At 48.1% G+C, this 23,933-nt stretch carries 22 protein-coding genes; 7 read left to right on the forward strand and 15 right to left on the reverse strand.

Annotated elements, in window-relative coordinates; translation table 11 throughout:
• Window positions 1-100: 100 nt before the first annotated feature.
• Together H6629_21885 and H6629_21890 are read right to left on the reverse strand one after the other, a co-directional pair.
• Window positions 101-1,300 carry a pyridoxal phosphate-dependent aminotransferase gene (locus H6629_21885; protein MCB9070433.1) on the reverse strand — a complete coding sequence of 400 codons (1,200 nt, stop codon included), beginning with the start codon at window positions 1,298-1,300 and terminating at the stop codon, window positions 101-103.
• Between the two features lie 53 nt (window positions 1,301-1,353).
• Window positions 1,354-2,331, reverse strand: a complete 978-nt coding sequence (locus H6629_21890) for a branched-chain amino acid transaminase (protein MCB9070434.1) — start codon at window positions 2,329-2,331, stop codon at window positions 1,354-1,356.
• Between the two features lie 317 nt (window positions 2,332-2,648).
• Here H6629_21890 and H6629_21895 point away from each other — a divergent pair, with 317 nt between their 5' ends.
• Entirely contained in the window at window positions 2,649-3,731 is a 1,083-nt protein-coding gene (locus H6629_21895) for a thioredoxin family protein (GenBank protein ID MCB9070435.1), read from the forward strand.
• 66 nt (window positions 3,732-3,797) lie between these two features.
• Here the strand turns inward: H6629_21895 and H6629_21900 are convergent, their stop codons facing one another.
• The 10 genes from H6629_21900 to H6629_21945 all read right to left on the reverse strand — a co-directional run bounded on the left by H6629_21900 (window position 3,798) and on the right by H6629_21945 (window position 14,131).
• Entirely contained in the window at window positions 3,798-4,961 is a 1,164-nt protein-coding gene (locus H6629_21900) for a universal stress protein (protein MCB9070436.1), read from the reverse strand.
• Between the two features lie 17 nt (window positions 4,962-4,978).
• Complete coding sequence (locus H6629_21905) at window positions 4,979-5,890, reverse strand: universal stress protein (protein MCB9070437.1); 912 nt, start codon at window positions 5,888-5,890, stop codon at window positions 4,979-4,981.
• Window positions 5,891-6,114: 224 nt separating this feature from the next.
• Window positions 6,115-6,549: a V-type ATP synthase subunit K gene (locus H6629_21910; GenBank protein ID MCB9070438.1), complete on the reverse strand. Its 435-nt coding sequence runs from the start codon at window positions 6,547-6,549 to the stop codon at window positions 6,115-6,117.
• 106 nt (window positions 6,550-6,655) lie between these two features.
• The gene (locus tag H6629_21915) at window positions 6,656-8,440 is read right to left on the reverse strand and encodes a hypothetical protein (protein MCB9070439.1); all 1,785 of its coding nucleotides are present in this window, start codon (window positions 8,438-8,440) and stop codon (window positions 6,656-6,658) included.
• The gene (locus H6629_21920; protein MCB9070440.1) at window positions 8,437-9,051 is read right to left on the reverse strand and encodes a V-type ATP synthase subunit D; all 615 of its coding nucleotides are present in this window, start codon (window positions 9,049-9,051) and stop codon (window positions 8,437-8,439) included. Before H6629_21920 ends, H6629_21915 begins: the two co-directional genes overlap by 4 nt.
• A 5-nt stretch (window positions 9,052-9,056) precedes the next feature.
• Window positions 9,057-10,376, reverse strand: a complete 1,320-nt coding sequence (locus H6629_21925) for a V-type ATP synthase subunit B (GenBank protein MCB9070441.1) — start codon at window positions 10,374-10,376, stop codon at window positions 9,057-9,059.
• A gap of 20 nt (window positions 10,377-10,396) precedes the next feature.
• Entirely contained in the window at window positions 10,397-12,133 is a 1,737-nt protein-coding gene (locus H6629_21930) for a V-type ATP synthase subunit A (protein ID MCB9070442.1), read from the reverse strand.
• Between the two features lie 53 nt (window positions 12,134-12,186).
• On the reverse strand, window positions 12,187-12,684 hold the full coding sequence (locus H6629_21935; GenBank protein MCB9070443.1) for a DUF2764 family protein: 498 nt from the start codon (window positions 12,682-12,684) through the stop codon (window positions 12,187-12,189).
• Entirely contained in the window at window positions 12,677-13,279 is a 603-nt protein-coding gene (locus H6629_21940) for a hypothetical protein (GenBank protein ID MCB9070444.1), read from the reverse strand. Before H6629_21940 ends, H6629_21935 begins: the two co-directional genes overlap by 8 nt.
• A 507-nt stretch (window positions 13,280-13,786) precedes the next feature.
• Window positions 13,787-14,131: a hypothetical protein gene (locus H6629_21945; GenBank protein MCB9070445.1), complete on the reverse strand. Its 345-nt coding sequence runs from the start codon at window positions 14,129-14,131 to the stop codon at window positions 13,787-13,789.
• Window positions 14,132-14,352: 221 nt separating this feature from the next.
• Here H6629_21945 and H6629_21950 point away from each other — a divergent pair, with 221 nt between their 5' ends.
• Window positions 14,353-15,642, forward strand: a complete 1,290-nt coding sequence (locus H6629_21950) for a PLP-dependent aminotransferase family protein (GenBank protein MCB9070446.1) — start codon at window positions 14,353-14,355, stop codon at window positions 15,640-15,642.
• Window positions 15,643-15,727: 85 nt separating this feature from the next.
• Here H6629_21950 and H6629_21955 read toward each other — a convergent pair whose 3' ends face one another.
• Both H6629_21955 and H6629_21960 read right to left on the reverse strand, forming a co-directional pair.
• Window positions 15,728-16,351: a Crp/Fnr family transcriptional regulator gene (locus H6629_21955; protein ID MCB9070447.1), complete on the reverse strand. Its 624-nt coding sequence runs from the start codon at window positions 16,349-16,351 to the stop codon at window positions 15,728-15,730.
• A gap of 309 nt (window positions 16,352-16,660) precedes the next feature.
• Window positions 16,661-17,371 carry a Crp/Fnr family transcriptional regulator gene (locus tag H6629_21960; GenBank protein MCB9070448.1) on the reverse strand — a complete coding sequence of 237 codons (711 nt, stop codon included), beginning with the start codon at window positions 17,369-17,371 and terminating at the stop codon, window positions 16,661-16,663.
• Window positions 17,372-17,850: 479 nt separating this feature from the next.
• On the opposite strand from H6629_21960, the gene H6629_21965 reads away from it, so the two are divergent.
• The 4 genes from H6629_21965 (at window position 17,851) to H6629_21980 (ending at window position 22,596) form a co-directional block, all read left to right on the forward strand.
• Complete coding sequence (locus tag H6629_21965) at window positions 17,851-18,843, forward strand: dihydroorotate dehydrogenase-like protein (protein ID MCB9070449.1); 993 nt, start codon at window positions 17,851-17,853, stop codon at window positions 18,841-18,843.
• Window positions 18,844-18,906: 63 nt separating this feature from the next.
• The gene (locus tag H6629_21970; GenBank protein MCB9070450.1) at window positions 18,907-19,647 is read left to right on the forward strand and encodes a DUF4405 domain-containing protein; all 741 of its coding nucleotides are present in this window, start codon (window positions 18,907-18,909) and stop codon (window positions 19,645-19,647) included.
• Window positions 19,648-19,676: 29 nt separating this feature from the next.
• A complete protein-coding gene (gene vorB / locus H6629_21975; GenBank protein MCB9070451.1) occupies window positions 19,677-21,080 on the forward strand; it encodes a 3-methyl-2-oxobutanoate dehydrogenase subunit VorB in 1,404 nt (467 codons plus the stop codon).
• An 85-nt stretch (window positions 21,081-21,165) separates the two neighbouring features.
• The gene (locus H6629_21980) at window positions 21,166-22,596 is read left to right on the forward strand and encodes a 2-oxoacid:acceptor oxidoreductase family protein (GenBank protein ID MCB9070452.1); all 1,431 of its coding nucleotides are present in this window, start codon (window positions 21,166-21,168) and stop codon (window positions 22,594-22,596) included.
• Window positions 22,597-22,666: 70 nt separating this feature from the next.
• Here the strand turns inward: H6629_21980 and H6629_21985 are convergent, their stop codons facing one another.
• On the reverse strand, window positions 22,667-22,870 hold the full coding sequence (locus tag H6629_21985) for a hypothetical protein (GenBank protein MCB9070453.1): 204 nt from the start codon (window positions 22,868-22,870) through the stop codon (window positions 22,667-22,669).
• A gap of 171 nt (window positions 22,871-23,041) precedes the next feature.
• On the opposite strand from H6629_21985, the gene H6629_21990 reads away from it, so the two are divergent.
• Entirely contained in the window at window positions 23,042-23,911 is an 870-nt protein-coding gene (locus H6629_21990) for an RnfABCDGE type electron transport complex subunit B (GenBank protein ID MCB9070454.1), read from the forward strand.
• The last annotated feature ends 22 nt before the right edge of the window (window positions 23,912-23,933 follow it).

Consider the following 23,933-nt stretch of genomic DNA (forward strand, 5'->3'; position numbering starts at 1 on the left):
ATAATCAATCCTTGAGCGAAAAAAAATACCGGTTTGTTAAACTAAACCGGTATTTTTTAAAATTTTAAACGATGTGATTTTTTGCGTTCCGCGATTGGAATTACTGCGTGCGACCGGGATAAACCGCCAGCGCTTTCGCCAAAATTTCCATCGAGCGGCGCATTGCCGGGGCATTCAGCACAAATGCGATGCGCACTTCGTCGGTGCCAAGTCCGGGCGTGGCGTAAAATCCGGCGGCGGGCGCCATCATCACGGTTTCTTTGTTATCGTGAAAATCGCTGAGCAGCCATTTGCAGAAATTGTCGGCGTCGTCCACCGGCAGTTTTACAACGGTGTAAAACGCACCGCTGGGTTTGTGAGCAAACGCGCCGGGAATTTTGGCGAGCCCCTCAAAAACGGCTTCGCGGCGGGCGAGGTATTCGCCCATCACTTCGTCAAAATAGGATTGCGGGGTATCCAGCGCGGCGGTTGCGGCAATCTGCTCCAGCGTCGGCGGGCAAAGCCGTGCCTGTCCGAAGCGCAGCGCGGTATCCAAAATCGCTTTGTTTTTAGTAACGATGCAGCCCACTCGTGCGCCACAGGCGCTGTATCGTTTGGAAATGCTGTCCACAATAATGGCGCGTTCGTCCATATCTTTCAGGTGCATCACCGAGTGGTGCTGTTTGCCGTCATACACAAATTCGCGATACACTTCGTCGCCGATCAAATACAAATCGTTGTTGATGGCTATATCGCGCAAAGTTTCCATTTCTGCTTTCGAATAGACGTATCCCGTGGGATTGTTTGGGTTGCAAATCATGATCGCTTTGGTTCGACGGGTAATTTTCTGTTCGATTTCCGATGCGTCCGGTAATTTGAAACCGTTTTCCGCGCTGCAGGTGAGCGGCACAACCCGTACGCCGGCCTCCACCGCAAAACCCAGATAATTGGTGTAAAACGGCTCGGGAATGAGAATTTCATCGCCGGGATCCATGCAGGCCAGCATCACAAAAATGATGGCTTCGCTTCCGGCGGTGGTCACCAGCACTTCGTCTTTGCTGACGTTGATGCCGTTTTTCTGGTAGTATTTCGCAAGCCCTTCACGATATTCCCACAAACCGGCGGAGTGTCCGTATTCCAGCACCGTGATGTCGTGATTGCGAAACGCATCCATCATCACTTTCGGGGTGGGAATATCCGGTTGACCGATGTTGAGGTGATACACTTTCACCCCACGGGATTTGGCGGCTTCCGCAAATGGCACCAGCTTGCGGATGGGCGAAGGCGGCATAATTCGGGCGCGTTCGGAAATTCCTGGCATGGTTGCACTCCTCTCATATTAAAAATTGAATATTGTAAATTTAATAATCACAATTATTTATGAATATAAGTCAGCCAATGGTCATACACCTGATGCTGACCGCGAACAATCTCGCCGTAAAGCGTGGCCAATTTTTGGGTGATTGCGCCGGGCTTGCCATCGCCGATGGCGTAGGTTTGCCAATCTGATTGGGGAATATCGCGATCCCGCGAATCAGTGATGCGGGAAATGGGCGTTACTTCCGCTGCTGTTCCGGTAAAAAATGCCTCGTCCGCGCCCAATAAATCGCTCACGGTGATCGGAGCGATTTCAGTGTTGTATCCCAAATTTTGGGCGATTTCCAAAATACTGGTTCGGGTAATGCCTTCCAGCACAGATTCGCTGCGGTCGTTGGTGCGCAGTGTATCGCCGTTAATAATGATGATATTTTCGCCCGGACCTTCGGAAACGCGATCTTCCAGATTCAAAAATATCGCTTCGTCAAACCCGCGTTTTCTGGCTTCAGTCGCAAATACGTTGGATTGCACATACAGCCCGCCGATTTTCACGGATGCATTGATCTGGCTCGGATGTAACCGTTTTTGCGGCAGCAGCAATGCATGAATCCCGTTTTGCAGCGACGCCTCGCCGAGGTAGCGTCCCCATTCCCAGCAGCCCACGGTCAGCTCTACCGGACAGGCTTTTGGCGTCAGTCCGAGATTGCCGTAACCGTAAAATAAATTGGGGCGAATATATGCGCTATCTAATTGATTTTTCTCAACTACCAGCCGGCATGCTTCCATGATTTCCGGATGAGAAAACGGCACTTTCATGTTGATGGCGTCGGCAGATTCGAAAAACCGGTCGATATGTTCTTTTAGCCGGAAAATGGCTGCGCCTTTGGGCGTTTTGTACGCGCGGATGCCTTCAAATACGGAACTTCCGTAATGCAAAACGTGCGCCATCGGATGGATGATTTGTTCTTGCCAGTCGTGAATTTTCCCGTTGTGCCAGTAACATGTTGCCCCGGGAAAGTGATCGTTAGAAATCATTTAACCTCCAGTTGTTTTGCTGATTCCGCAAATAAATTCTCAACAACGGAAATCATTTTCAGGTTAGCAAAGCATATTATTTTTTTATCGATATCAAGTCAAGCGGTTTTAACAAAAAGCAGTGCGATCCGTAAATATGGTTATTTTTTTCGATAAAATTTAATAACCGGAGGAATGAAATTTTGAAAACAATTGAATAAATTCGTCAATTTTTGATATATTTTCAGTGTTTCAATCGGTAAAACCGTATGGCTTTAAAAGGAACAAAATTGTTAATCAACAGTATTTTTGAAAAACATTGAAAAATGAGGTATCGAATGAAGACGTTTATAATTGCATTGCTGGCTATCGGTGTGGTTGCCTGCAATTCCGGCGAAAAAAAGCCGGCAGAAACAACCAAAACTACCGCTGAGGGCGAATTTGCTGTCCGCTTTGTGAACGGAAATTTTTCCGAAGCGCAGGCGCAGGCAAAATCCGCCGAAAAAATGATGCTGGTGGATGTGTTTGCCGATTGGTGCGTGCCCTGCAAAAAACTGGATAGAGCAGTTTTCAAAGATCCGGAATCGGGAAATTTTATTAACCATCATTTTGTCAGCGTAAAAATTGATGGCGAAAAAGGCGAAGGCCCGGAAATCATGGACCGGTTTAACATCACTGGTTATCCCACTATTCTGGTTCTGGATGCGGATGGTAACGAGATTGACCGCATCGTTGGGTTTGGTGAAAAACAAGAATTTTTGACCATTTTAAATGATTACATAAATGGCGTAAATACAATAGCTTATTGGCAGAAAAAAGCGGACGAAAATCCGGAAGATACGCAGGCACTGATCGTTGTTGCCGAAAAATTATGGGAAAAAAGCGATTTTGCCGCCGCCGTTCCGTATTACGAAAAGCTCGCATCCGTTACCAAAGATGACGAGCAATTGCAGGTTACCCAATTACGGTTGGCAGAATATGCACTCACAAATGATGATGTTCAGCCGTTCAAAAAATTGCTGGCCGGCAATACGCTTAATGAGGATTACCGGAAAAGAGCCAATCTGCGCATGTTGAGCTATTATCGCAAAAAAAGTGATCAAACCAACATTCTTAAAACGTATGATACGTTGATACAAGAAAATCCCGGCGATATTAGCTTGCTCAATAACTACTCATGGTATATTTTTGAAAATGAATTGACTGACAAATACGTGTTCGGTATTGAAATGGCACAAAAGGCTGTAAAAATTAATCCACAGGCAGATTACATTTGGGATACGCTGGCGCAATTACAGTTTGCAGCCGGAAATGTGGACGATGCGATCAAATCCATGAAAGAGGCGATTTCACTCAATCCGCAAGAAAATTCATACAAAGAATTACTCAATAAATACGAAGCTCAAAAATCCGCTGCGTAATGCATTGCAAAATTTTTAGTTTATCGAACGCCGGCTTATTCAGCCGGCGTTTTTTTTTTTCAGCCGTCAAAAGTGCTTCGTTGTTTTGTTAAAAATTGCGGATTTAGACCGGATTTCTGCCCGGACTTTTTTTTTCCAGTTGGTTTCGTGAATTTGCATCGCGCGTTTGCGGCAATGCTCGGCATTTTTTGTGTCGCCCAAACGGTCGTAAGCAATCGAAAGAGCTGTCCACGCCGGTTCGTAATACAAATCAATATTCAGGCATTGCTCAAATTCCTCGATGGCTTCTCGGAGAAATTCTTTTTCCAGCAGCTCGTTGCCTTCCGCATACAGCGATTGCAGGTCATTACGCTTTGCTTCGGTGATCACCTGAATCGGCTCATCCTGTTTTTCAACGATAAACGAACATGGCAGTTGCCGGGTAACTTTTTCCGCAACGCTGCCCAACAGCAACCGGGAAATGCCGACTCGTCCGGTGGAACCCATTATCAGCAAATCCGGTTTGTAACTGTCAATCGTTTCCAGAATGCTGGCGAAAGCCGGACCGCGTTTCAGCATGTGGTGCCACTGAATATTGAAGAAATCGAACTTCTCCAAAAATTCCAGAAACTGCTGCTGTTCCGTTTCGAAAATGTCATCCTGATCTTCTTCAAAAGCGATGCCGCCGATAAATCCGCCGGTTATCGGTTCAACAACATGGGTAACCAGCAATTCCGATTCAAAATTCCGTGCGAAATGAATGGCGTTTTGCAGTGCCTTTTCAGAAACTTCGGAAAAATCGACCGGGCAAATGATGCGCTGAATGCCTTTTTCCGGGTAATTTTTGACAACCCAAACCGGTTTCGCCGATTTCCGGACCACTTTTTGGGCGGTCAAGCCGAGCGGAAACGGCTCGTTTTTGGCAAAATCGCCGCTGCCGATGATCACCAGATTAACGTTGTAAAAATCCGCATATTTGATGATTTTGTCGAACGGAACGCCGTTGAGCACAAATTTGTGCGGTACTTTGATACCGTTCTGATGGAGGTCATAACCGATTTTTTCGAGTGCTTCGATCGCAGCAGATTTTACCATATTCAACGTCAGATCGGGCAGATGCCCGTTTTCGATAACGTGCAGCAAAAAAACCTGCGAACCGAGCGTTTTGGCAACATCGATGCACATCGATAGCGCCTGCGCCGATGATCGCGAAAAATCGGTCGCGAATAAAATATTCTTTAACAATTTCATTTCGCACCCCTTTCCGTTTAAATCTTGAACAATGCTTTGGCAAACGTCATGCACGAGTTGTGGCGTTTTACCGCCAAAACCGGCACGTTGGTGGTCTGGATCAGCCGTTCGGTGACGCTGCCCAACAAAATTGCCGCGCTGGGTGTGCGTCCCCGTGCACCGGTGATGATCAGATCGATATCATTTTGCCCGGCATAATGACGGATTACTGCCGCAGGATTATTGCCCAGCCGGTAGTGCATATGCACTTTGATATCGCCGAATTCGATTTTCCGGATAAATTCGCGGTAATCCGAAATGGCGTTATTTTTCATGATTTGCGCGAACTCCGTATGCGATTTTCCGGTGCGATGATAACCGGTTGGCACCGAATACACATTCAGTGCATGGATTTCCGGTAACCCGAACGCTTGCGCGAGGGCAATGCCCTGGCTGAGCGCATACGCCGAACACGGCGAAAAATCTACCGGCACCAACATGCGATCAACTTTCGGCGGAGAATTTACCGGAACAATCAGCACGGCGCAGGTTGCCTTGCGGGTGAGTTTGAGCGGGAGTTGCCGGGTTTCTTTTTCGTTGTGCTTCCGCCCCATGATGATCATATCAACATTTTTTTGTTGGGCGCGGCGCAGCAATTCATCGAGCGGGTTGCCTTCCACGACATCCACATCAATCATGTCCGGCAATTTTCTACCGGCGCTCTGTTTGATGGACGCCAGAATTTTATCTGCGGCGTATTCATCCGGCGGGCGCAACATGGTCGGGTAAGCCTTTGCGATTTTGGGAGGGATTGCAAGATTCCGCGTGACATGCATACAATACAGCCGTTCACCACCTGCCAGGCTAAAAACCATCGCCGCATAGGCGATTGTCGTGTGATCCATCTCGCTCAGGTTCAGACCAATGAGTATTTTTTTGTACTCGGACATGATCGAAACCTCCTGTTATAGGGTAGATTGATCTCTATATAAAAAGGGTAGGAGGGATGAACGGACAACTTATTGGCACAAATTACAGACGATCGACGGGTTGGCGGTTATCCCTCGGACCGCTGATATTCCATAACAGAAGTTCTCCAACAACTGCGTTTATAAATTCTGACAGCGACAACCGGGCGATCGCCGCTGTCGATATTTTCAACAAAAACAGATGTTTACGGCAAGGCTGTCATCGTGAACACCATTACAAACAGTGCCACTGTTTCGATCACACCCAAAACCATAATGTAGTTACCAAAGCCTTTACCGGTTTCCGCCAGTGCATCGGCCGCTTTTGCGCCGGCTTTGCCCTGCATGTAAGCAGATGCGCCCATTGCCAATCCGGCTGCCATTCCCAACACCATTTGGTAGGGATAGCTTTCCGGCGGCAAGTTCGCAGCCTGAATCGCGTTGCGTAAAATCATTCCGTAAATCGTTTGAGAAAGCGGTGCGCCCACAAACGCAACCAGAATAAAAGGTGCAGCCTTGTTTTGCGAAAATGCTTTTTTCCACGCGCCAACCGCAGCCATTCCAGCAAATCCGGTTCCGAAAGCGGAACCAATCGCGGCAAATGCCAGCGACAGGCTCATATCGCCTAAACCTTCTATCATTTTTAACTCTCCTTCATTTGGTTCAGTTCGCAAAAATTTTCCGAAAGATAATTTTTTTCGATCATTTAGCCGCAAACCGGCTCGAAAGCATTTAACGATGCCTGAATCATTGTTCTTTCTGTGATTCCCCGAACGGGCGATACGCTTTTCCCGACCACTGCATGCCCAAATGCCCGGAAAATTCCAGCATATTCAGCCGGATGCCATGCACGACCACCGCCATTAGCGCCAAAATAATGTTCAGCGCATGCCCGGCAAACAGCACTAGTGCTGCTAAAATGCCGCCGACAATTGTGCCCGCACCGATTGCGATGGCCATCTCGTTAAAACTTTGCGCAACGATAACCGTTGCCAGCCCCACCGCAAACAGCCGTATGTACGAAACCACATCCGAAAACGCGCTGATCATATCCAGAGGCAGGCTGGTAAGTGTTTGCAACATTCCTTTGAAAATATTTTTCTGGAAATTGCTGAACAGCAGCACCAGCAGTGCGCCGGAGGTGAGCAACATCAGCATGAAATCCGGCAGTGGATTGCCGAGCACCAGATTTCCGGCGAGAAAAAACAGCGCCCACAGCACGCCAATCCAGCCAAGTTGGGCAATCGCCTGCGGCGAATTGAGGCGGCTGAGTGCGACAGTCAGGTGCGCAATCGTGAGATGTACAACGCCGATCACAAAGCTGAGATACATGATAAATGTCTGATTTTCTGCAACATAGCTGTTTAATTGTTGAACAATCAAACTGCTTAAAACGGGCAATTTCGCGAAGGCCTCATATCCGAACCATGTGCCGGAAATAGCGCCCCAAATAACGGTGGCAATGCTCAACACTACCATCAGCACAAACGGCTCTCTTGGCGCATCGGGCATTTTCCGGCGAATGAAAAATGTGCAGATCAAAAAGATGATTCCGTATCCCGCATCGCCGATGAGCATGGCAAAAAAGAGGCTGAAAAACAATAAAAACCAGAAACTTACGTCAAATTCACGATAGCCGGGAATGGTGCCCATAAATTCAAAAACGGGATTGATAATCCGCAGCCATTTGGGAATTCGGATAAGTGTCGGCACGTCGTCCAACGCGTCCGGTTGTTCTACCAGATATGCCCAACCGGCGTTTTCGGCAGCTTTTTGCAGATTACCGGTTTCTGAAACCGGGCAAAATCCCTGCAGATACGCCACAGAATCGGCATTTGCCAGACTGCTTTTAACCGTTTCAAATTCCAGCCGCCGTGCCAGCGTTTGCCGAAAATCTGCCAGTTTTTCAGTTGCGCCGGCGTAACTCTCGAGCGTTTTTTGTTCCTCGGCAATTGCCGTTTTTGTTTCGCGAAGTTGTTTTTCGAGCGAATCGACATCCGTTTCCGGCAGAAAAACTTCCGGCAAATCCAGCCGCTCATCGGCGGATTCCGCAAAAAGCGCCAGATGGGCGATTTGTTTATTCTGTCTGGCGATCTGGATATTTTTGTCTGTCGGCAAATTTGCCAGCGCATCTTTTGGCGCAATGTAAAATCGAACGTAAACACCTGATTTTTCAAGCGTTTCCAGTGACGATTTCGAGATATGTCCCCACTCCTCGTACCACTGAAATTGGGTGGTTAATTCCTGCAATCTGCTTTCCAGCCGCATGATTTCCCGGCGGACGGTGAGCACATTTTGAACAATGTTTTCCGGTGAATCCGCTGGCGAACCGGCGTTTTTATCCAATGTTGAAATAATTTGCGTCGCTTCATCCAGCCGGGCGATCTCCGTTTCCAAAGCTGTTGCGCTGTCCGATGTGGTTTGCGGCAATTCCTGAACGTGCAAAATGCCCAAATCCCGTAAATTTTCGAGCGCGGCATCGCGATCTTTGGCGCTGACGATCAGGGTAATTTTGTCCATTTTGACAATCATTTTGCCTCCGCCGCCTGTTTTTTCTGGACAATTTTGGCTTTAGCGATTTTTCCGCGAACCACTTCGGCGGTCATCTGGTCGCCCAAAAAAATCTGGATAACCCGGATATTTTCCCGCGCCTGCGGGATTTTCACTTCCTCAAATAATTTGATACGCTGGATGGTCACGCGCAATTCTTCGCGCAGAATGTTGGTCTGCTCCGCCAAAACCCGGTGTTCCGCCCGTCGGGAAACTTGCGATTTTAGCACGTCGATGGCGCTATCTACCCACAATGGCGTGGTTTCCAGATCGTAATCGCTGATGCGGCAGCGCACATCGCGGAAAACCGGGATCGCTACACCGGCGATGTTGCTATGGTCGGTGATCACTTGCTCAATTTCAAACAGCGATTCCCATTCAACCGGTTCGCCGAAAACGGCTGCCCACTGACGAACCTGCCCGTCGGTTTGCTCGATCGCGCGGGTAACCTCGTCCATCTCGCTTTGCACCCGCTGGATTTCCTGCAGCAATTGGCGCTTTTTCAGCTCCAGCGTCGGCAAATAGCGCTGAAAACGCTTCAGGTCGTCTTTTTGCTTTTTGAGCTCGTTTTTGGTGTATTTGATTTTTGCCATGATAATTATTCTTCCGTTTGCGCGGTTTCCGCTGTTTTCGGCCAAAATTCTTCGATCAGATCGGAGCGCAGCCCGGTTTCGTCGGGATCAAAGCAATCGGCGAGAATTTGCCAGCCGCGATCCAGCGCCGCTTCCAGCGGAATATTCACGGACAAATCCATCATGTTCGCTTCGAACTGTTTGCCGTAGCTGAGCAATTTTTTATCCCAGTCGCTCATGCGGAAGCCCATCGCGCGTTTTTCTTCGGTGGTTTTGTAATCGGCGTAAAGCCGGATCATCCCGTCCATTATCGCACGGTGATCGTTCCGGGTTTTGCCGTTCACCAACTGTTTGAGCCGGCTGAGGGAGCCGAACGGCTCGATGTGCCCGCCGCGCAAATAAAATTGTCCCTCGGTGATGTAGCCGGTATTGTCCGGCACCGGATGGGTCACGTCATCGCCGGGCATGGTGGTTACCGCCAGCAATGTGATGGAGCCGGAGCCTTCGAAATCTACCGCTTTTTCGTAACGCGCGGCGAGCTGGCTGTACAAATCGCCGGGATAGCCGCGATTGGATGGCACCTGTTCCATCGTAATGGCGATTTCTTTCATCGCATCCGCGAAGTTGGTCATATCGGTGAGCAGCACCAGCACATCTTTGCCCTGCAGCGCGAACTTTTCCGCGACGGCGAGGCAGAGATCCGGCACCATCAATCCTTCCACAACCGGATCGGAAGCGGTGTTCACAAAAAATATCGAGCGATACAACGCGCCGCCGTTTTCCAGCGATTGCCGGAATCCCATATACTGGTCGTATTTCAGCTTGATACCGCCCAAAATGATCAGGTCAACTTCCGCCTGCAGTGCGATTCGCGCCAGCAATTCGTTATACGGCTCGCCGGAAACGGAGAAAATCGGGAGCTTTTGCGATTTCACCAACGAGTTGAAAACGTCGATCATCGGAATGTTGGTGCGGATCAAATCTTTCGGAATAATGCGCTTTACGGGATTCACGCTCGGTCCGGCAACCTCGATCAGCGATTCGTCGAGTGTCGGCCCGCCATCGCGGGGATTGCCCGCGCCGTCAAAAATCCGCCCGAGCAGATTTTCGGAGAACGTCACCTGCATCGGGTGACCGAGAAAGCGCACTTCGTCATTTACAGAAATGCCGCGTCCGCCGGCAAACACCTGCAGCGATACATTATCGTCTTCCAGTTTGATCACCTGCGCCAGCGATTTGCCCTGCGCCGTGCTGATTTCAGCCAATTCTTCGTAGGCAATACCCGCCGCTTTTACAGTGATGACGTTTCCGTTCACCTGATCAATTTTGGTATATATTTTTCGCATGAGTGGCAATCTCCCGTTTTTCAGGCGTTTTCTTCCAGATGCGACGCCAGCAACTCCTCGATCGCTTTTTCCTGTTTGCCGAATTCATCACTGTCGAATTTTTTGTAATTCCAGTCGATGAACAACTGCCGCAACCGGTTGAAAAATGTGCGGCAATCTTCTTTGCCGTCGAATGAAAATTCTTCTGTCAAAATTTGGTGAAGTTTATTAAAAACATGGGTTTGGCGTTCTTTCGAAGACGCCGCGTCCACATCGTCGAAGGCATTTTGCTGGAGGTAAACGCTGTCCAGAAATTCGCCTTTGAGGTAGGTTTCGAAATCTTCCAGCGATGTGCCTTCCTCGCCGACAACCATCATCATCTGGTTGATATCGTTGCTTTTGCGGAGGATTTCGCGGGAATCGTCGATTAGTTGATCGGCAATATGGCTATCGTATCGCGACCAGCTTTCCAGCGGATGAATGGAGGGATAGCGCCGGGCATTTGCGCGATCGCGCGATAATCCGAGAAATGCACCGACCACTTTTAGCGTTGCCTGCGTCACCGGTTCCTCAAAATTCCCGCCGGCGGGACTTACCGTTCCGCCGATGGTCAGGCTGCCGATGTTGCCGTCCGGCAATTCCACCAGACCGGCGCGTTCGTAAAATTCGGCAATCCGCGATTCCAGATAAGCGGGAAATGCTTCTTCGCCGGGAATTTCTTCCAATCGTCCGGAAAGTTCGCGCATCGCCTGCGCCCAGCGGGATGTGGAATCGGCCAGCAGCAGCACGTCCAGCCCCATCTGGCGATAGTATTCGCCGAGCGCCGCAGCCGTGTAAACGGACGCTTCGCGGGCGGCAACCGGCATGGAGCTGGTGTTGCAAATGATTATCGTTCGCTCCATCAGTGAGCGACCGGTGCGCGGATCGGTGAGTTCCGGGAATTCGCGGAGCAGTTCCACTACTTCGCCGGCACGCTCGCCGCAGGCTGCGACGATGACCACATCCACTTCCGCATAACGGCTGATGATGTGCTGCAACACGGTTTTCCCCGCGCCAAACGGTCCGGGCACGCAAAATGTGCCGCCTTTTGCCACGGGAATCAGCGTGTCGATGATGCGCACTTTGGTGCTCAGCGGTTCGACCGGCACAAATTTCTCGCGATATGCGGCGATGGGAATTTTCACCGCCCACGCGAAATTCATGGTAATATCGACGCTGCGGCCGCGGTCATCTTCGAGCGTTGCCATCACCTCGTCGATACTGTATTTTCCTGCTTTAGCAACGGATTTCACCGAAAAATCACCGGAAAACCCGAACGGCACCAAAATATTATGTTGAAAAATACCTTCCGGTACGTGCCCGACGGGCATTCCGGCGCGAACGGTATCGCCCGGTTTTGCCGTTGGCGTGAATTCCCATTTGTGCTGCGAATCCAGCGCCGGACGATCGACGCCGCGCGGCAGAAAAAAACCGAATTCCTCCGCCAAAACCGGCAACGGATTCTGCAATCCGTCATAAATTTGCCCGAGCAATCCCGGACCCAGTTGAACAGAAAGCAGTTGCCCGGAGAATTCAACTTCGTCACCAACGCGAACGCCTTTGGTGCTTTCGAAAACCTGCAAATTTGCCACGCCGTTGCTGATCCGCACGACCTCCGCTTTCAGCTTTTCCTCTGCTAATAAAATATATCCTACTTCATTCAACATCACTGCGCCGTTGAATGCAACCGTTATCATGTTGCCATTTATACCGGTAATTTTTCCCTTGTTGCCAATCATTTACTTTTCTCACTTAACAAGTTGTTTATTAACAGCTTCCGGAAAAAGAGAAACTAAATTTCCACGTTCGTTTGGCTGCGCTGTTGGTAAGTTTCGAAGCCTTTTTCTTTGTCGAACAGACTGAGCCGTTCGAGCAATTTGAGTTTCAGCGCGTAAATCACCAAAAAATCGATGTCGAAATGATGCCCGCTTTCCAGCGAATCCAGAAAATCCCATTGCAATCGAATGAGTTTTTGCTCGATTTCCAGCGGATTACCTTCTTTCAGAAAAGTTGCCGGGAGGTGCGCCGGTTTGTAATCGTGATTGGCGCGGCGTGCTTTTCGCCAATGGGCGATATCTTGCCGCAAATCCGCTTCGTACGCCCGAAATAGGCGGAATGCTGCGGAAGATTCCGACGCATCCCCATTTTCCGCGATGGAAAGCAGCAGTTGCCAATCGTTGCCTTTCACCCATTTTTGCGCCTCAGCAATAAAACCTGTCAGCCGAAGCGCCGGTTTTTCACCAAAAAAAAGAGTGGGCAATTGCGCAACCAGATAAAAATATTTATCCATCGGAGGCGTCCATAATTTTTTTCAACTGCGGATTGAGGAAAATTTTCAGCGCCTCGGTGATACTCTCATCGCTGAAATCGTAGGTCAGCGCATCTTCAGTTTTGTTGAGGCGAAAACCGCCGGTTAAATTCGGATTGATTTTTATGGTAATTGATTCATCCTTTTGGTGCTTTAAACGGGTTAGGAGCATGTCGTTTAATTCGGATGCATTTTTTTCCGAAAGGGAGATTTCGAACGCCCCGTCTGGTTTCCATTGGTTGACAATCTGTGCAATAATTGTGGTTAAAAATTCAGGACTGAGTTGGGTTTGCACTTCCCGGAGCAAAACGCGGTCGAACAATTTTCCGAGCTGTTCTTTTACCAGCAAACGGGTGTTTTGTGCAGCGTGCTTCAGTGCAGTTTCCCCATTTTCCTGAAATTTTTCGGCGTCGGTTTTTGCTTTTTCGCGGACGGCATCTGCTTCTTTTTGGGCATTTTCCACAATTGTGCGGGCTTTTTCGCGGGCTTCCTGCAATAGTTTATCTGCGGATTGCTGTGCTTCTTCAACACCATCCCGCTTTATTTTTTCAATCAAGTGATCCAGTTTAGCATCCATCTTTCGCGTTCTCCTTTTTGATGAACCATCGTTTGGCTACGGTGAATCATTGCTACTTGCTGCACGGCAACCGGAAAAAATAGCTGAGAAATTGGTAGTGTGAGTCAGAATGGGGTAAATACAACGGGGATATGAGTAAGGGTATTTTTACAACACTACCAAAAAATTAATGATCATTAATCTGCTGATCGAACAATATTTTTTAAGAAAATCTTCACAAATTATTTGAAACAAAATATGATAAATATAGCACTGAAATTCAACCATTTTATGGATTTTATACTAATCGATGTGAAATTTTGGGGTGAGCTACAGATATCCGACGTCGCTTTTTTCCACTTTTAAACAGAAAAATCGCGAGTGAATTTGTTAAAAATAACGGAACCCGGATTGTCTAAAAAAACAATGTCGGGTTCCTCAAGTCCGCAAAATATAACGCTCAAACGACGATAAATTCCCGACACCAAATTACTTGCCGCATCTGAAATTTGCCGCATAAACTATTGTTTATGTGGCTTTTGTGTTGCCAAATGTTCGGATCAGCTTTCCGGTATCGTGGCTGAATAATTTAACGGTCACTTCGTCGATCAGTGTTACTTCGTATTTGGTGCCATCGGGCAGAACAACAATAATCGCAACCGGTTTTTTAGCAACCAATTTTACGATGGCTTCAACCTTGTCATAACGTTCCATATCCGACCAGGCATACTCGATGGTTACATCCACATTTTTGTAAATCGGGTAACCTTCTTTGGTCGTATCCTGTTGGGCCCCCTGGGCATAGGCCGGATTAAATAAACACGTGCCAATTGCCAGGAAAATAAATGCAATGAAAAATATCGATTGTTTCATGACACAATCTCCTGTTTTACACGAAAAATTTGCACCGTTATTCGGGCAATTATCTAATTGCAAATTCGCACATTTTATGCAAGTGAAAAATGATACTTAATAGCTTTAAATATGATTTAGATCAGTTTGTTCGCTGATCCGCCTCATTGAACGACTATGATATAAATGCCTATTTTTCAAATGGTGTAATGTCACCAACAACATATCACGAAGGAGGTCTTATGAAACGCGACAGACTGCCTTTGGCAAAATGGACCTACCAGATTCCCGAAGGGGAAATTCGCAGATTACTCAAATATCAGGTCAAGTATTACTTTGGCGGCGGGTTACCCGGAGCCCTTCCCGTAGAAAAATTAGCCACAATTGTCCGGGATATCGGTGAAGATTTGCTTCGGGAAATTGGTAACGGGCAAACTGCAACCGCCAACCGGCTGTTCAATTATGCTAAATCTCCGGGATCGGACAGCTTGCGCAAACTATTGTTAAAACAATTGGTTAAGCGTCAGGAGCTGGCATTCGATCCGGAGAGTGATTTCGAGAAAATGCTCATTACTGCCGGCGCACAGCAGAGCATTTACGGGCTTCTGGATGCCACGGTTAATCCCGGTGATTACATCCTCTCTGCCGGTCCTAGCTATTTGGGATTTGTGACGCCTGCAGTAAAAATGGGCGGAAAAGTGGTGCTTTGCCCCAGCGATGAAAACGGATTAACGGTCGATGGGGTTGAGCGGGCTATCCGTGCTGTCAAAAAACAAAGCGGTGCAGCACCCAAAATGCTGTATGTGATCTCAGACAGCGATAACCCGAAAGGCACAACCCTGCCGTGGAACCGGCGCAAAGCGTTGTTTGATATCGCGGAAAAAGAAGGCATGCTCATCGTTGAGGATGCAGCTTACAAAGAAATCCAGTTTACCCGCCAACGGGTGAAGCCGATCAAATCGCTGGATGTGGACAACCGGCGCGTTGCCTACCTTTGCTCCACCAGCAAAGAAGCCGGCGTCCTGCGGCTCGGTTACAGCATTTTTCCGGATTATATTCGCCCGAATGTGGAAAAAGCCCGCGGATTTTATGATTTGTGCTCACCCACAATCACCCAGGAAATTGCCGAGCGGTATTACAGCCTGAATATCGATGAAATTTTAACCGACGTGCTGACCACCTACCGCAAACGCTGCACAACAATGACAGAAGCCGTCGGATTTTATTTTCCGAAAGGTGAACAAACACACCCGACCGGCGGATTTTTTGTGTGGTGGGAAGCCAGCCATCAACCGGATTTCGATGCCAAATTGTTTAACGAAACCATTGGTATTCCCAATGAAGTTCTGTTTGTACCATCCCGGGCGTTTTATCCGCCGGAAGGCTGGATTGTCGGGGCTGACGAAAAACTCCACGCTGTTGCCCCGCGAAACAACGGAATGCGGCTATCTTTTTCTGCTGTACCGCCCGAAAAAATTACCGAGGGAATTCAGCTGTTGGGCAGTTTGTTAAAATCGCATCTCAATTCATAACTGAAAAATGATTTAAAACAAGAAAAGACCGCAAGTTAACTTGCGGTCTTTTTCGTTTTTTTACCCGTAACCATGGAGGTGTTATTTACAATAATCCTGCAATTTGTTGCAGTTGAATCGGTTCCAGCAAGCGGATGCGTTTGTCATTTCTGTCAATCAGGTGCATTCGCCGAAAATCATTCATCAACCGGGACATGGTTTCGCTGGTTACGCCGGCAAAATCGGCTAATTCCTGTAACGTCAGCCGCACGTTGAGGTAGGACTCCGGATCTTGTCCGAACAAATTTTCCAGTTCCAGCAACATTTCCGCCACCCGTTCCCGGGCTTTTTTGCTGGCAAGCCGGTGCATTCGTTTTTCAGCGCATTTGATGTCTTCGCACATGCTGCGCAAAATATCGATAGAAAAATTGAAATTGCGCTCCAACAATCTTAACATTTCATCTTTGCTGATAAATGACGCAAAAACCGGTTCCAGTGCAATAGCGCTGGCATTGTAGCGGATATTTTTCAGATCGTCCAGCCCCAGCCAGTCACCCGCTTTTTTGAGCCGCACGATATGCGGTTTGCTGTATTTTCCCCGTCGCATAATTTTTACTTTACCTGCATGCAGTATATATATGCCCTGCATTTGAGTGCCTTCACGAAACAGGTATTCCCGACGTTGATATTGGAGCAATTGACCATCTGAAATGCCGATTGGTGCATTCATAGTTTGATCCACCTTATTTTCAACGATACTACTCATTCGATCCAAAATGCCAAAAATTGACGGCTAATAATTCATTCGTGGATAAATTATAGCCGAAAATCGGGGCAAAAAATGATCTTAATCAGCATTTTCTATGATATTAAAAAGGTTTGATGCAAATACGGAAGGACAATCAAACGGCAAAAAAAGCGACAATTGTTAATTTTTTTTAAGCGGATAACCCGTTTTTCACGGGTCAGACACTGTTCAATGCTGCACAACTATAGTTCTTGTAAACCTATAAAAAATAGTTGTTTAATCAAAATATTTTTATTCGTAAATGTTGGCAACCTGCGTCAGTTTTCGGTTTTGCAAAATTTTAATGGAACGCCCGTTTACTTCAATCAATCCTTCATGTTTGAATTCAGAGAGAAAACGGATCGCTGTTTCGGTGGTTGTGCCAACAAGATGGGCAAAATCCTCACGTTTCAGCCGAACATCGAGTGTTTCGCCATCATTTTCAACGCCAAAAACATCCTGCAGCACCAGCAGCGCCTCTGCCAGTCGTTCGCGAACCGGTTTTTGAGCCATCTCCGCCAACCGGCGTTCGGCAGATTTTAGTTCTTTGGATAGCCGGATCATCATCTGCATGGAAAGCTGACCGTTGCTGGTTAACAATTCCAGAAAAACGCTGCGGGGAATAAAGCAGATTAGCGAATCTTCCAGTGCGGCGGCAAATGAGGCATACAATTCGTTGCTGACAACCGAGCGATAACCCAAAATATCGCCATCTTTCGCCAGCCGGACGATTTGTTCATTGCCGGTGTGGTCAATTTTGTAAATTTTTACTTTGCCTTTGTGTATGCAAAAAACGCCGGACGGTCGTGTCCCCTCGAAAAAAATATGTTGGCCCCGTTTGTAGAAATTGCCGCCTTTGTTGTCGGAAATTTTATCCTGCTCATCGCAACTGAGCACGTTGAAAATCGAGCATGTTTGCGCATTACAATCCTTGCAACTGGGAATGACCGTTCTTTGCCTCATGATTTTCCTCTTAATTTTTCATTCAATATATTGCAAACAACCTGCCACTTTTTTCTTTCAACTTAAACAGTGTATTTACAATGATTTGGAATAGCTCCTTTCGTCATCATCCGTAAAAAGCACTGCCACACATTGGCGTTTTATCGCAAAAACGAAGGTTTAATATGATAAAAAACATATATTTACAGATATTATATCTTTGTGGCAAAATGCGGTTTTGTGGCAGGCGTTTGGAGCGATTTTCGGTTGTTTTTAAGTCAAATTAGCTTTTTATCAACAATTACCCTGATACAGATCATGTTTTGTGCTGATCTGCCTCATTTTTGCAAATGACCGTATTCCCTAAATTATTTTTGCGGATACCTGAAAAGGTTATGGCATGCCTGATTTGCAGTTGAAACTACCTTGCTGCAAAAGTGACGTGCCGGTTTGTCGAACAAACATTAATTTTTTCACAAACAGTGACGAAGGAGGTCAGTATGGATCTCACAACAAGATATATGGGATTGACGCTAAAAAACCCCATTGTCCCATCTGCCTCGCCGCTTTCTGCAAGTCTGGATATGGCTAAAAGACTGGAAGATGCGGGCGCATCCGCAATCGTGATGTATTCCCTTTTTGAAGAACAAATTATGCGTCATACGCAGGAGTTGGATTATTATCTGACAACTTATAACGAAAGTTATGCAGAGGCGAACAGCTATTTTCCTGAACCGGACAAATTTTTTAATTACGACGCCGATGGCTATTTGGAGCAATTGCATTTACTTAAAGAGTCGCTGGATATTCCGGTAATTGCCAGCCTTAACGGCGTTTCTGTGGGTGGCTGGATGAATCAAGCCAAAAAAATTGAGGAAGCCGGTGCAGACGGTTTGGAGCTGAACATTTATTATGTGCCAACAGATCCGACAATTAGCGGGTTGGAGGTTGAACGCATTTATCTCGACGATTTGACGCATGTAAAAAGCACTATCGATATTCCGGTGGCGGTGAAACTGAACCCGTATTTCAGCGCAATTGCCAATATGGCGATGAAACTGGACCAGGGCGGGGCAAATGCGCTGGTGCTGTTTAATCGTTTTTATCAGCCGGATATCGATTTGGAAGAACGGAATATTGTGCCGAATCTCAAACTCAGCCAATCGTATGATATCCGGTTGCCGCTGCGTTGGATCGCAATTTTATATGGCACGATAAACGCAAGCCTCGCGGCAAGTTCGGGTATTCATAACGCAGAAGATGCCCTAAAACTAATCATGGCCGGCGCAGATGTAACAATGTTGACATCCGTGATCTATAAAAAAGGTCCGGAGGTTATCAAAATTATGTTGGAAGAAATGCAGCAGTGGATGGACGAGCACGAAATAGGCTCGTTAAAAGAGATGAAAGGTTCGATGAGCTATTTGTCTGCGGCTGAGCCGGCGGCATTGGTTCGGGCGAACTACATCAAAACATTGCAAAGCATGAAATAATAGAGGTTAAATATGTTTGTGCCAGCCCTTTCCGATTCAAATGATCTGCGGAAGGGGAAACGGTTGCAACGAAAACACATCAACTTTGTGGTTGACGCGCTCGGATTTGCGCTGTTTACCTTTCTGATCGGAACAGGTTTTTTGTTGAGATACGCCCTGCCGCCCGGCAGCGGTGGCGAAGCCGGCAGCCACGGTGGCGAGCGTGTCGTGAAAGTGCTGTGGGGATTAACCCGGCATGAGTGGGGCAGTATTCATTTCTGGATATCTGTCGGGCTGATGGCTGCGATGGCGCTACATCTCATTTTGCACTGGCGCTGGATTGTCGCCATGGTTCAGGGCAGAGCCGCTTCGGGTTCCGGTATGCGCGTTGCCTTCGGCATTCTCGGCGCTGCCGGAATTATTTTTTTGGCAGCGCTCCCTCCGCTTTCTGATGTTCAGAAACTGACCTTCAATGAATTGCGCGATATGCGCAAAGCTGAAAGAGAATCGGCAAATCCTGCTGTATCGTCTCATAAAGCTGATCCAACACATCAACAAACAATTTCAAATAAAACACAACAACACATTGCGGATTCACAATCTATCGACACGGAAGTGGATGTTTTTACAGAAATTGACGGCTCTGCGACCATTGTATCCATTCACCAAAAATACGATGTGCCGATCGATTATCTGATCCGCAAATTAGGGGTAAACGCATCGGACGCGGAAATTCAACTTGGGCAATTGGGCAAAACCAACGGTTTTACAATGGTTCAGGTTCAGGAATTCGTGCGTCGGTATGCGGCAAAATCCCATCACTGATTTCTAAAAAAATAATTTGGAGGGCTCCAATGTCAACTGTCAAAATAAGACCTAAACCAGTGGTAATTCCCGAATTATGCAAAGGGTGCGGACGCTGCATCGATGCGTGCCCAAAGCATTGTTTTCATTACGGAACGGATATCAATCCGCTTTCCGGGTTGATCCCGGTTGAGGTGGATCTGGATATTTGCAACGGCTGCGGGCTGTGTTTCGAAGCCTGTCCCGAGCCGTTCGGGATGCAACAGATGTTCGATTCCCAAAAAGGGTATGAAAACGGCGAAGTTTACAAACCCGCCACCAATCACCGCGAAATGTTAAAACCGCACACCATTCCCGACGAAAGAATTCCGTTGCCGGAAATGCCGCCGCTATTTATCAAAGGCACTTACGCTGCCGCGATTGGCGCGTTGATGGCCGGCTGCCGCCATTTTTACGGCTATCCGATTACGCCATCCACCGAAGGTGCGGAGCTTATGGCAAAATTGCTGCCCAAAATGGACGGCGTGTTTGTGCAAGCCGTTAGCGAGGTTGCCACGGTAAATATGATGTATGGCTGCGGCGGAGCTGGTTTGCCGTGCATGACTTTTACATCGTCACCCGGATTTAGCCTGATGTTGGAAGGCATTTCGTACATGATCGGTGCGGAAGTGCCGGGCGTTTTTGTGAATATCATGCGCGGCGGTCCCGGATTGGGCAATATCGGCCCGGAACAATCGGATATCAAGTTGGTGTGCCGGGGATTGGGACACGGAAATACCCACGCCATTTCGCTGGCGGCATCTTCGCCGCAGGAAATGATGGAATTGAGCATTTTAGCGTTCGAGCTCGCGTTTAAATATCGCAATCCGGTGATTTTGCTCGGCGATGGTTACCTCGGGCAAATTTCCGGAAAAGTGAATTTACCGGAATATCTCGTAAAACCCGGACTGCCGGAATGGGCAGTTTTCGGCGATGCCGAACATCGCGGTAACCTTATTTGCTCCATTGCCATTTCCGAAGCGGAGCTGGAACAGCACAACCGCGATCTCAATCGCAAATACCGCGAAATGAGCGAAAACGAACAACGCGCCGATCTGTTCTGCTGTGACGATGCCGAAGTGCTGATTGTCGCGGCAAACACGCCCGCGCGAATGGCAAAAGGCGCGGTTCAGGCGTTGCGCGAAAAAGGTGTGAAAGCCGGATTGTTCCGCCCGATAACCATGTGGCCGTTCCCGATCGATTTTCTGGTGCCGCTGTTGGATCACGTTCAGGAAATTCTGGTGGTCGAAGCCAGCAACGGTCAACTGGAAGACGAGCTCCGGCTGGCGTTAAGCCACGCACATGTGCCGGATACGCCGTTTATCGATGACATCCGGCATTTTGGCGGCGTGCTGCCGCAGAAACAGGAAATCATCGATAAAGTGCTGCACACGTTTATTCCTGTTTCCAAATGAGCGAAAAACGGCTGCCGCAGTACCTAATTTATTGATGAAAAAACGAAAACATTCGCCGGATTTGATGCCGGCGGGAGGATATAAAATGAGCGTCTATTATGAAAAATTTTCCCGGCACGCCAGCGGACAGGGGCTAAAAGGGCAAACCACCCATTATTGCCCCGGTTGCGGTCACGGGTTGGCACATAATTATTTATCGGAAACCATCGAAGAACTGGATATTCAGGATCGCACTGTGGCCATTTCGCCGGTGGGTTGCAGCGTTTTCCTCTACTATTATATGGACGTCGGCAATACGCAGGCGGCACACGGTCGAGCTCCGGCAGTGGCGATCGGACACAAAACGGCGAATCCAAATTCCATCGTTATCAGCTATCAGGGCGATGGCGATTTGGCGTCGATCGGGCTTGCGGAAATTATGCAAGCGGCGCAAATGGGAATCCCGATAACCGTTATCTTTATCAATAATGCAACTTACGCGATGACCGGCGGACAGCTTGCGCCAACCACGCTCACCGGAATGAAAACCGCAACAACGCCATACGGTCGCGACCGCTTCACCGGACAACCGCTGAAAATGGCGGAACTGATCGCCCAACTGGAAGGCCCGGTTTATGTGGAACGCGTGGCGCTGTTTGATAACAAACAACGCAATCGCGCCAAAAAAGCGATCAAAAAAGCAGTGCAGATGCAGGTGGAAAATCGCGGATTTGCATTTGTGGAAGTGCTTTCCGAATGCCCGACACACCTGAAACTATCGCCGGCCGATTCCCAAAAATGGGTGAAAGAAAATATGGTGCCGGTGTTTCCGCTCGGTGTAAAAAAGGATGTGGAAACGGAACCGTGGTTCGATTTGAAACCGCCAAAATTCGATCCGCAACTGATGGTCGATAAAATTTGCTGGGACAAAGAAACGCCCGAAAAATTTGCCGAAAAATTCCCGGATCACATCGACAGCGAAGATATTTCGCTAAAACTGGCCGGTGCCGGCGGCGACGGTGCGCAAACGGCTGCATCGCTGATCGCCCGCTCCGCGGTGAACGAGGGATTCGACGCCACTCATATACCCAGCTACGGGCCGGAATCGCGCGGCGGCACATCGTACGCGGATGTGCACATCGCCAAAAGCGAAGTGCTTTCGCCGTCTGCTTTGCATCCGCATATTTTGCTGGCGTTCAACAGCCCCAGCATGATGAAATTTGGTCCGCAGGTTCGGGAAAACGGCATTATTATTTACGATAGCTCGGTTATTTCCGATTTGCCGGCGCTGGAAAAAGGGGTACGCGCTTTCGGCGTGCCGTTCTCACAAATTGCCAAAGACCTCGGCAAAGTGATGGTGAAAAATATTGTGGCGCTGGGCGCGTTGCAGGCGGTTACCCAAATGTTCCCGAAGGAAACATTTTTGAACACTGTCCGCAGTGCGCTGCACGATAAATGTGCCATGATTCCGTTGAACGAACAGGCTTTTGAATCCGGTCAGCAGTTTATCGCGAAATCGAAATTCAGCGAAAATTAATTTTTTCCGTTTCACCCGAAATCGATTTTTAAACCACAAAGTGCCATCCGAACCGGGTGGCACTTTTTTTTCAATCTGCTATTGCCGCTGCTTCTTTTTTCACCCGGATGCACAACCGTCCCTTCTCATCGGTCAGCGAGAAATAACAGGTGCCACAATTTACATAAGCATCATCTGTTGTTTCCGCAATTAACAGTTTGATTTTACGAAGCTTAACTGATTTTTTTTGATGATTTCGGTAGAAATGTGGCAGGTATTCAAAAAATAAAGACATGAAAAAAATACAGATAAGCTACTGTTTAATTTGTGTTTATGGATTCACAAAATATGTGGCAAATGTTTTGCTAACACATCAGGTGCTTTAACAATTAATGAGAAACAAAATGCAAAAAGAAACACATACTACACACAGCAGCATAAAAGACGACCTTGCAGGGTTAAACCCATGACACTATTTATTACATCTGTAACTGCTTTGGGCGGGTTAACCGTTCTCCTCGCGATCATCCTGATTTTTGCCAATAAAAAACTCTTCGTTTATGAAGATCCACGAATTGATGTTGTGGAGGATATGTTACCGCACGCCAATTGTGGTGCTTGCGGTTTTCCCGGCTGCCGCCCGTTTGCGGAAGCGTTGGTGAAAAGCGAAGCGTTGCCCGGAAAATGCACCGTCAGTTCCGATGAAGGGCGCGAAAGTATCGCCAAATATTTGGGCGTGGATGTCGGTTCGGCAGAAAAAATAGTTGCCCGGTTAGCTTGTGCCGGCGGCATCAACGTTGCCCGCAATCGCGCAAAATACGAAGGCATGAATTCCTGCCGTGCGGCTGCGGTGGTAACCGGCGGCGGCAAAGGCTGTTTTTGGGGATGTTTGGGACTCGCCGATTGCGAAGTTTCCTGCGATTTTGGCGCGATAACGATGAACAAATTTTCGCTGCCGGTGGTGGATGAAGCCAAATGCACTGCCTGCAACGACTGTGTGGAAGTTTGCCCGAAAGGGCTGTTTTCGTTGCAGCCAGCCAACCGCAGATTGTGGGTGGCCTGCAAAAACGAGGAATTCGGCGACGGCATTCTGGAGGATTGCGAAGTGGGCTGCACCGCCTGCGGACGCTGCGCAATGGATGCCCCCGGCGATCTCATCGTAATGAAAAATAACCTGCCACATGTTGATTATAGCAGAAATCACAACACCCGCGTGCCCATCGAGCGATGCCCGACCGGTGCCATCGTTTGGCTGGATAAAGAGAAAGGTCCCCAAAAGGGAAGGGAAAGCAAAAAAGTGATCCGCAAAGAAGCCATGCGTCCGGGAACAACATAATTGCAACGGCGCAGCCGCCAAA

Source organism: Calditrichia bacterium (genome assembly GCA_020634975.1).
In the GTDB taxonomy this organism is placed as follows: domain Bacteria; phylum Calditrichota; class Calditrichia; order RBG-13-44-9; family J075; genus JACKAQ01.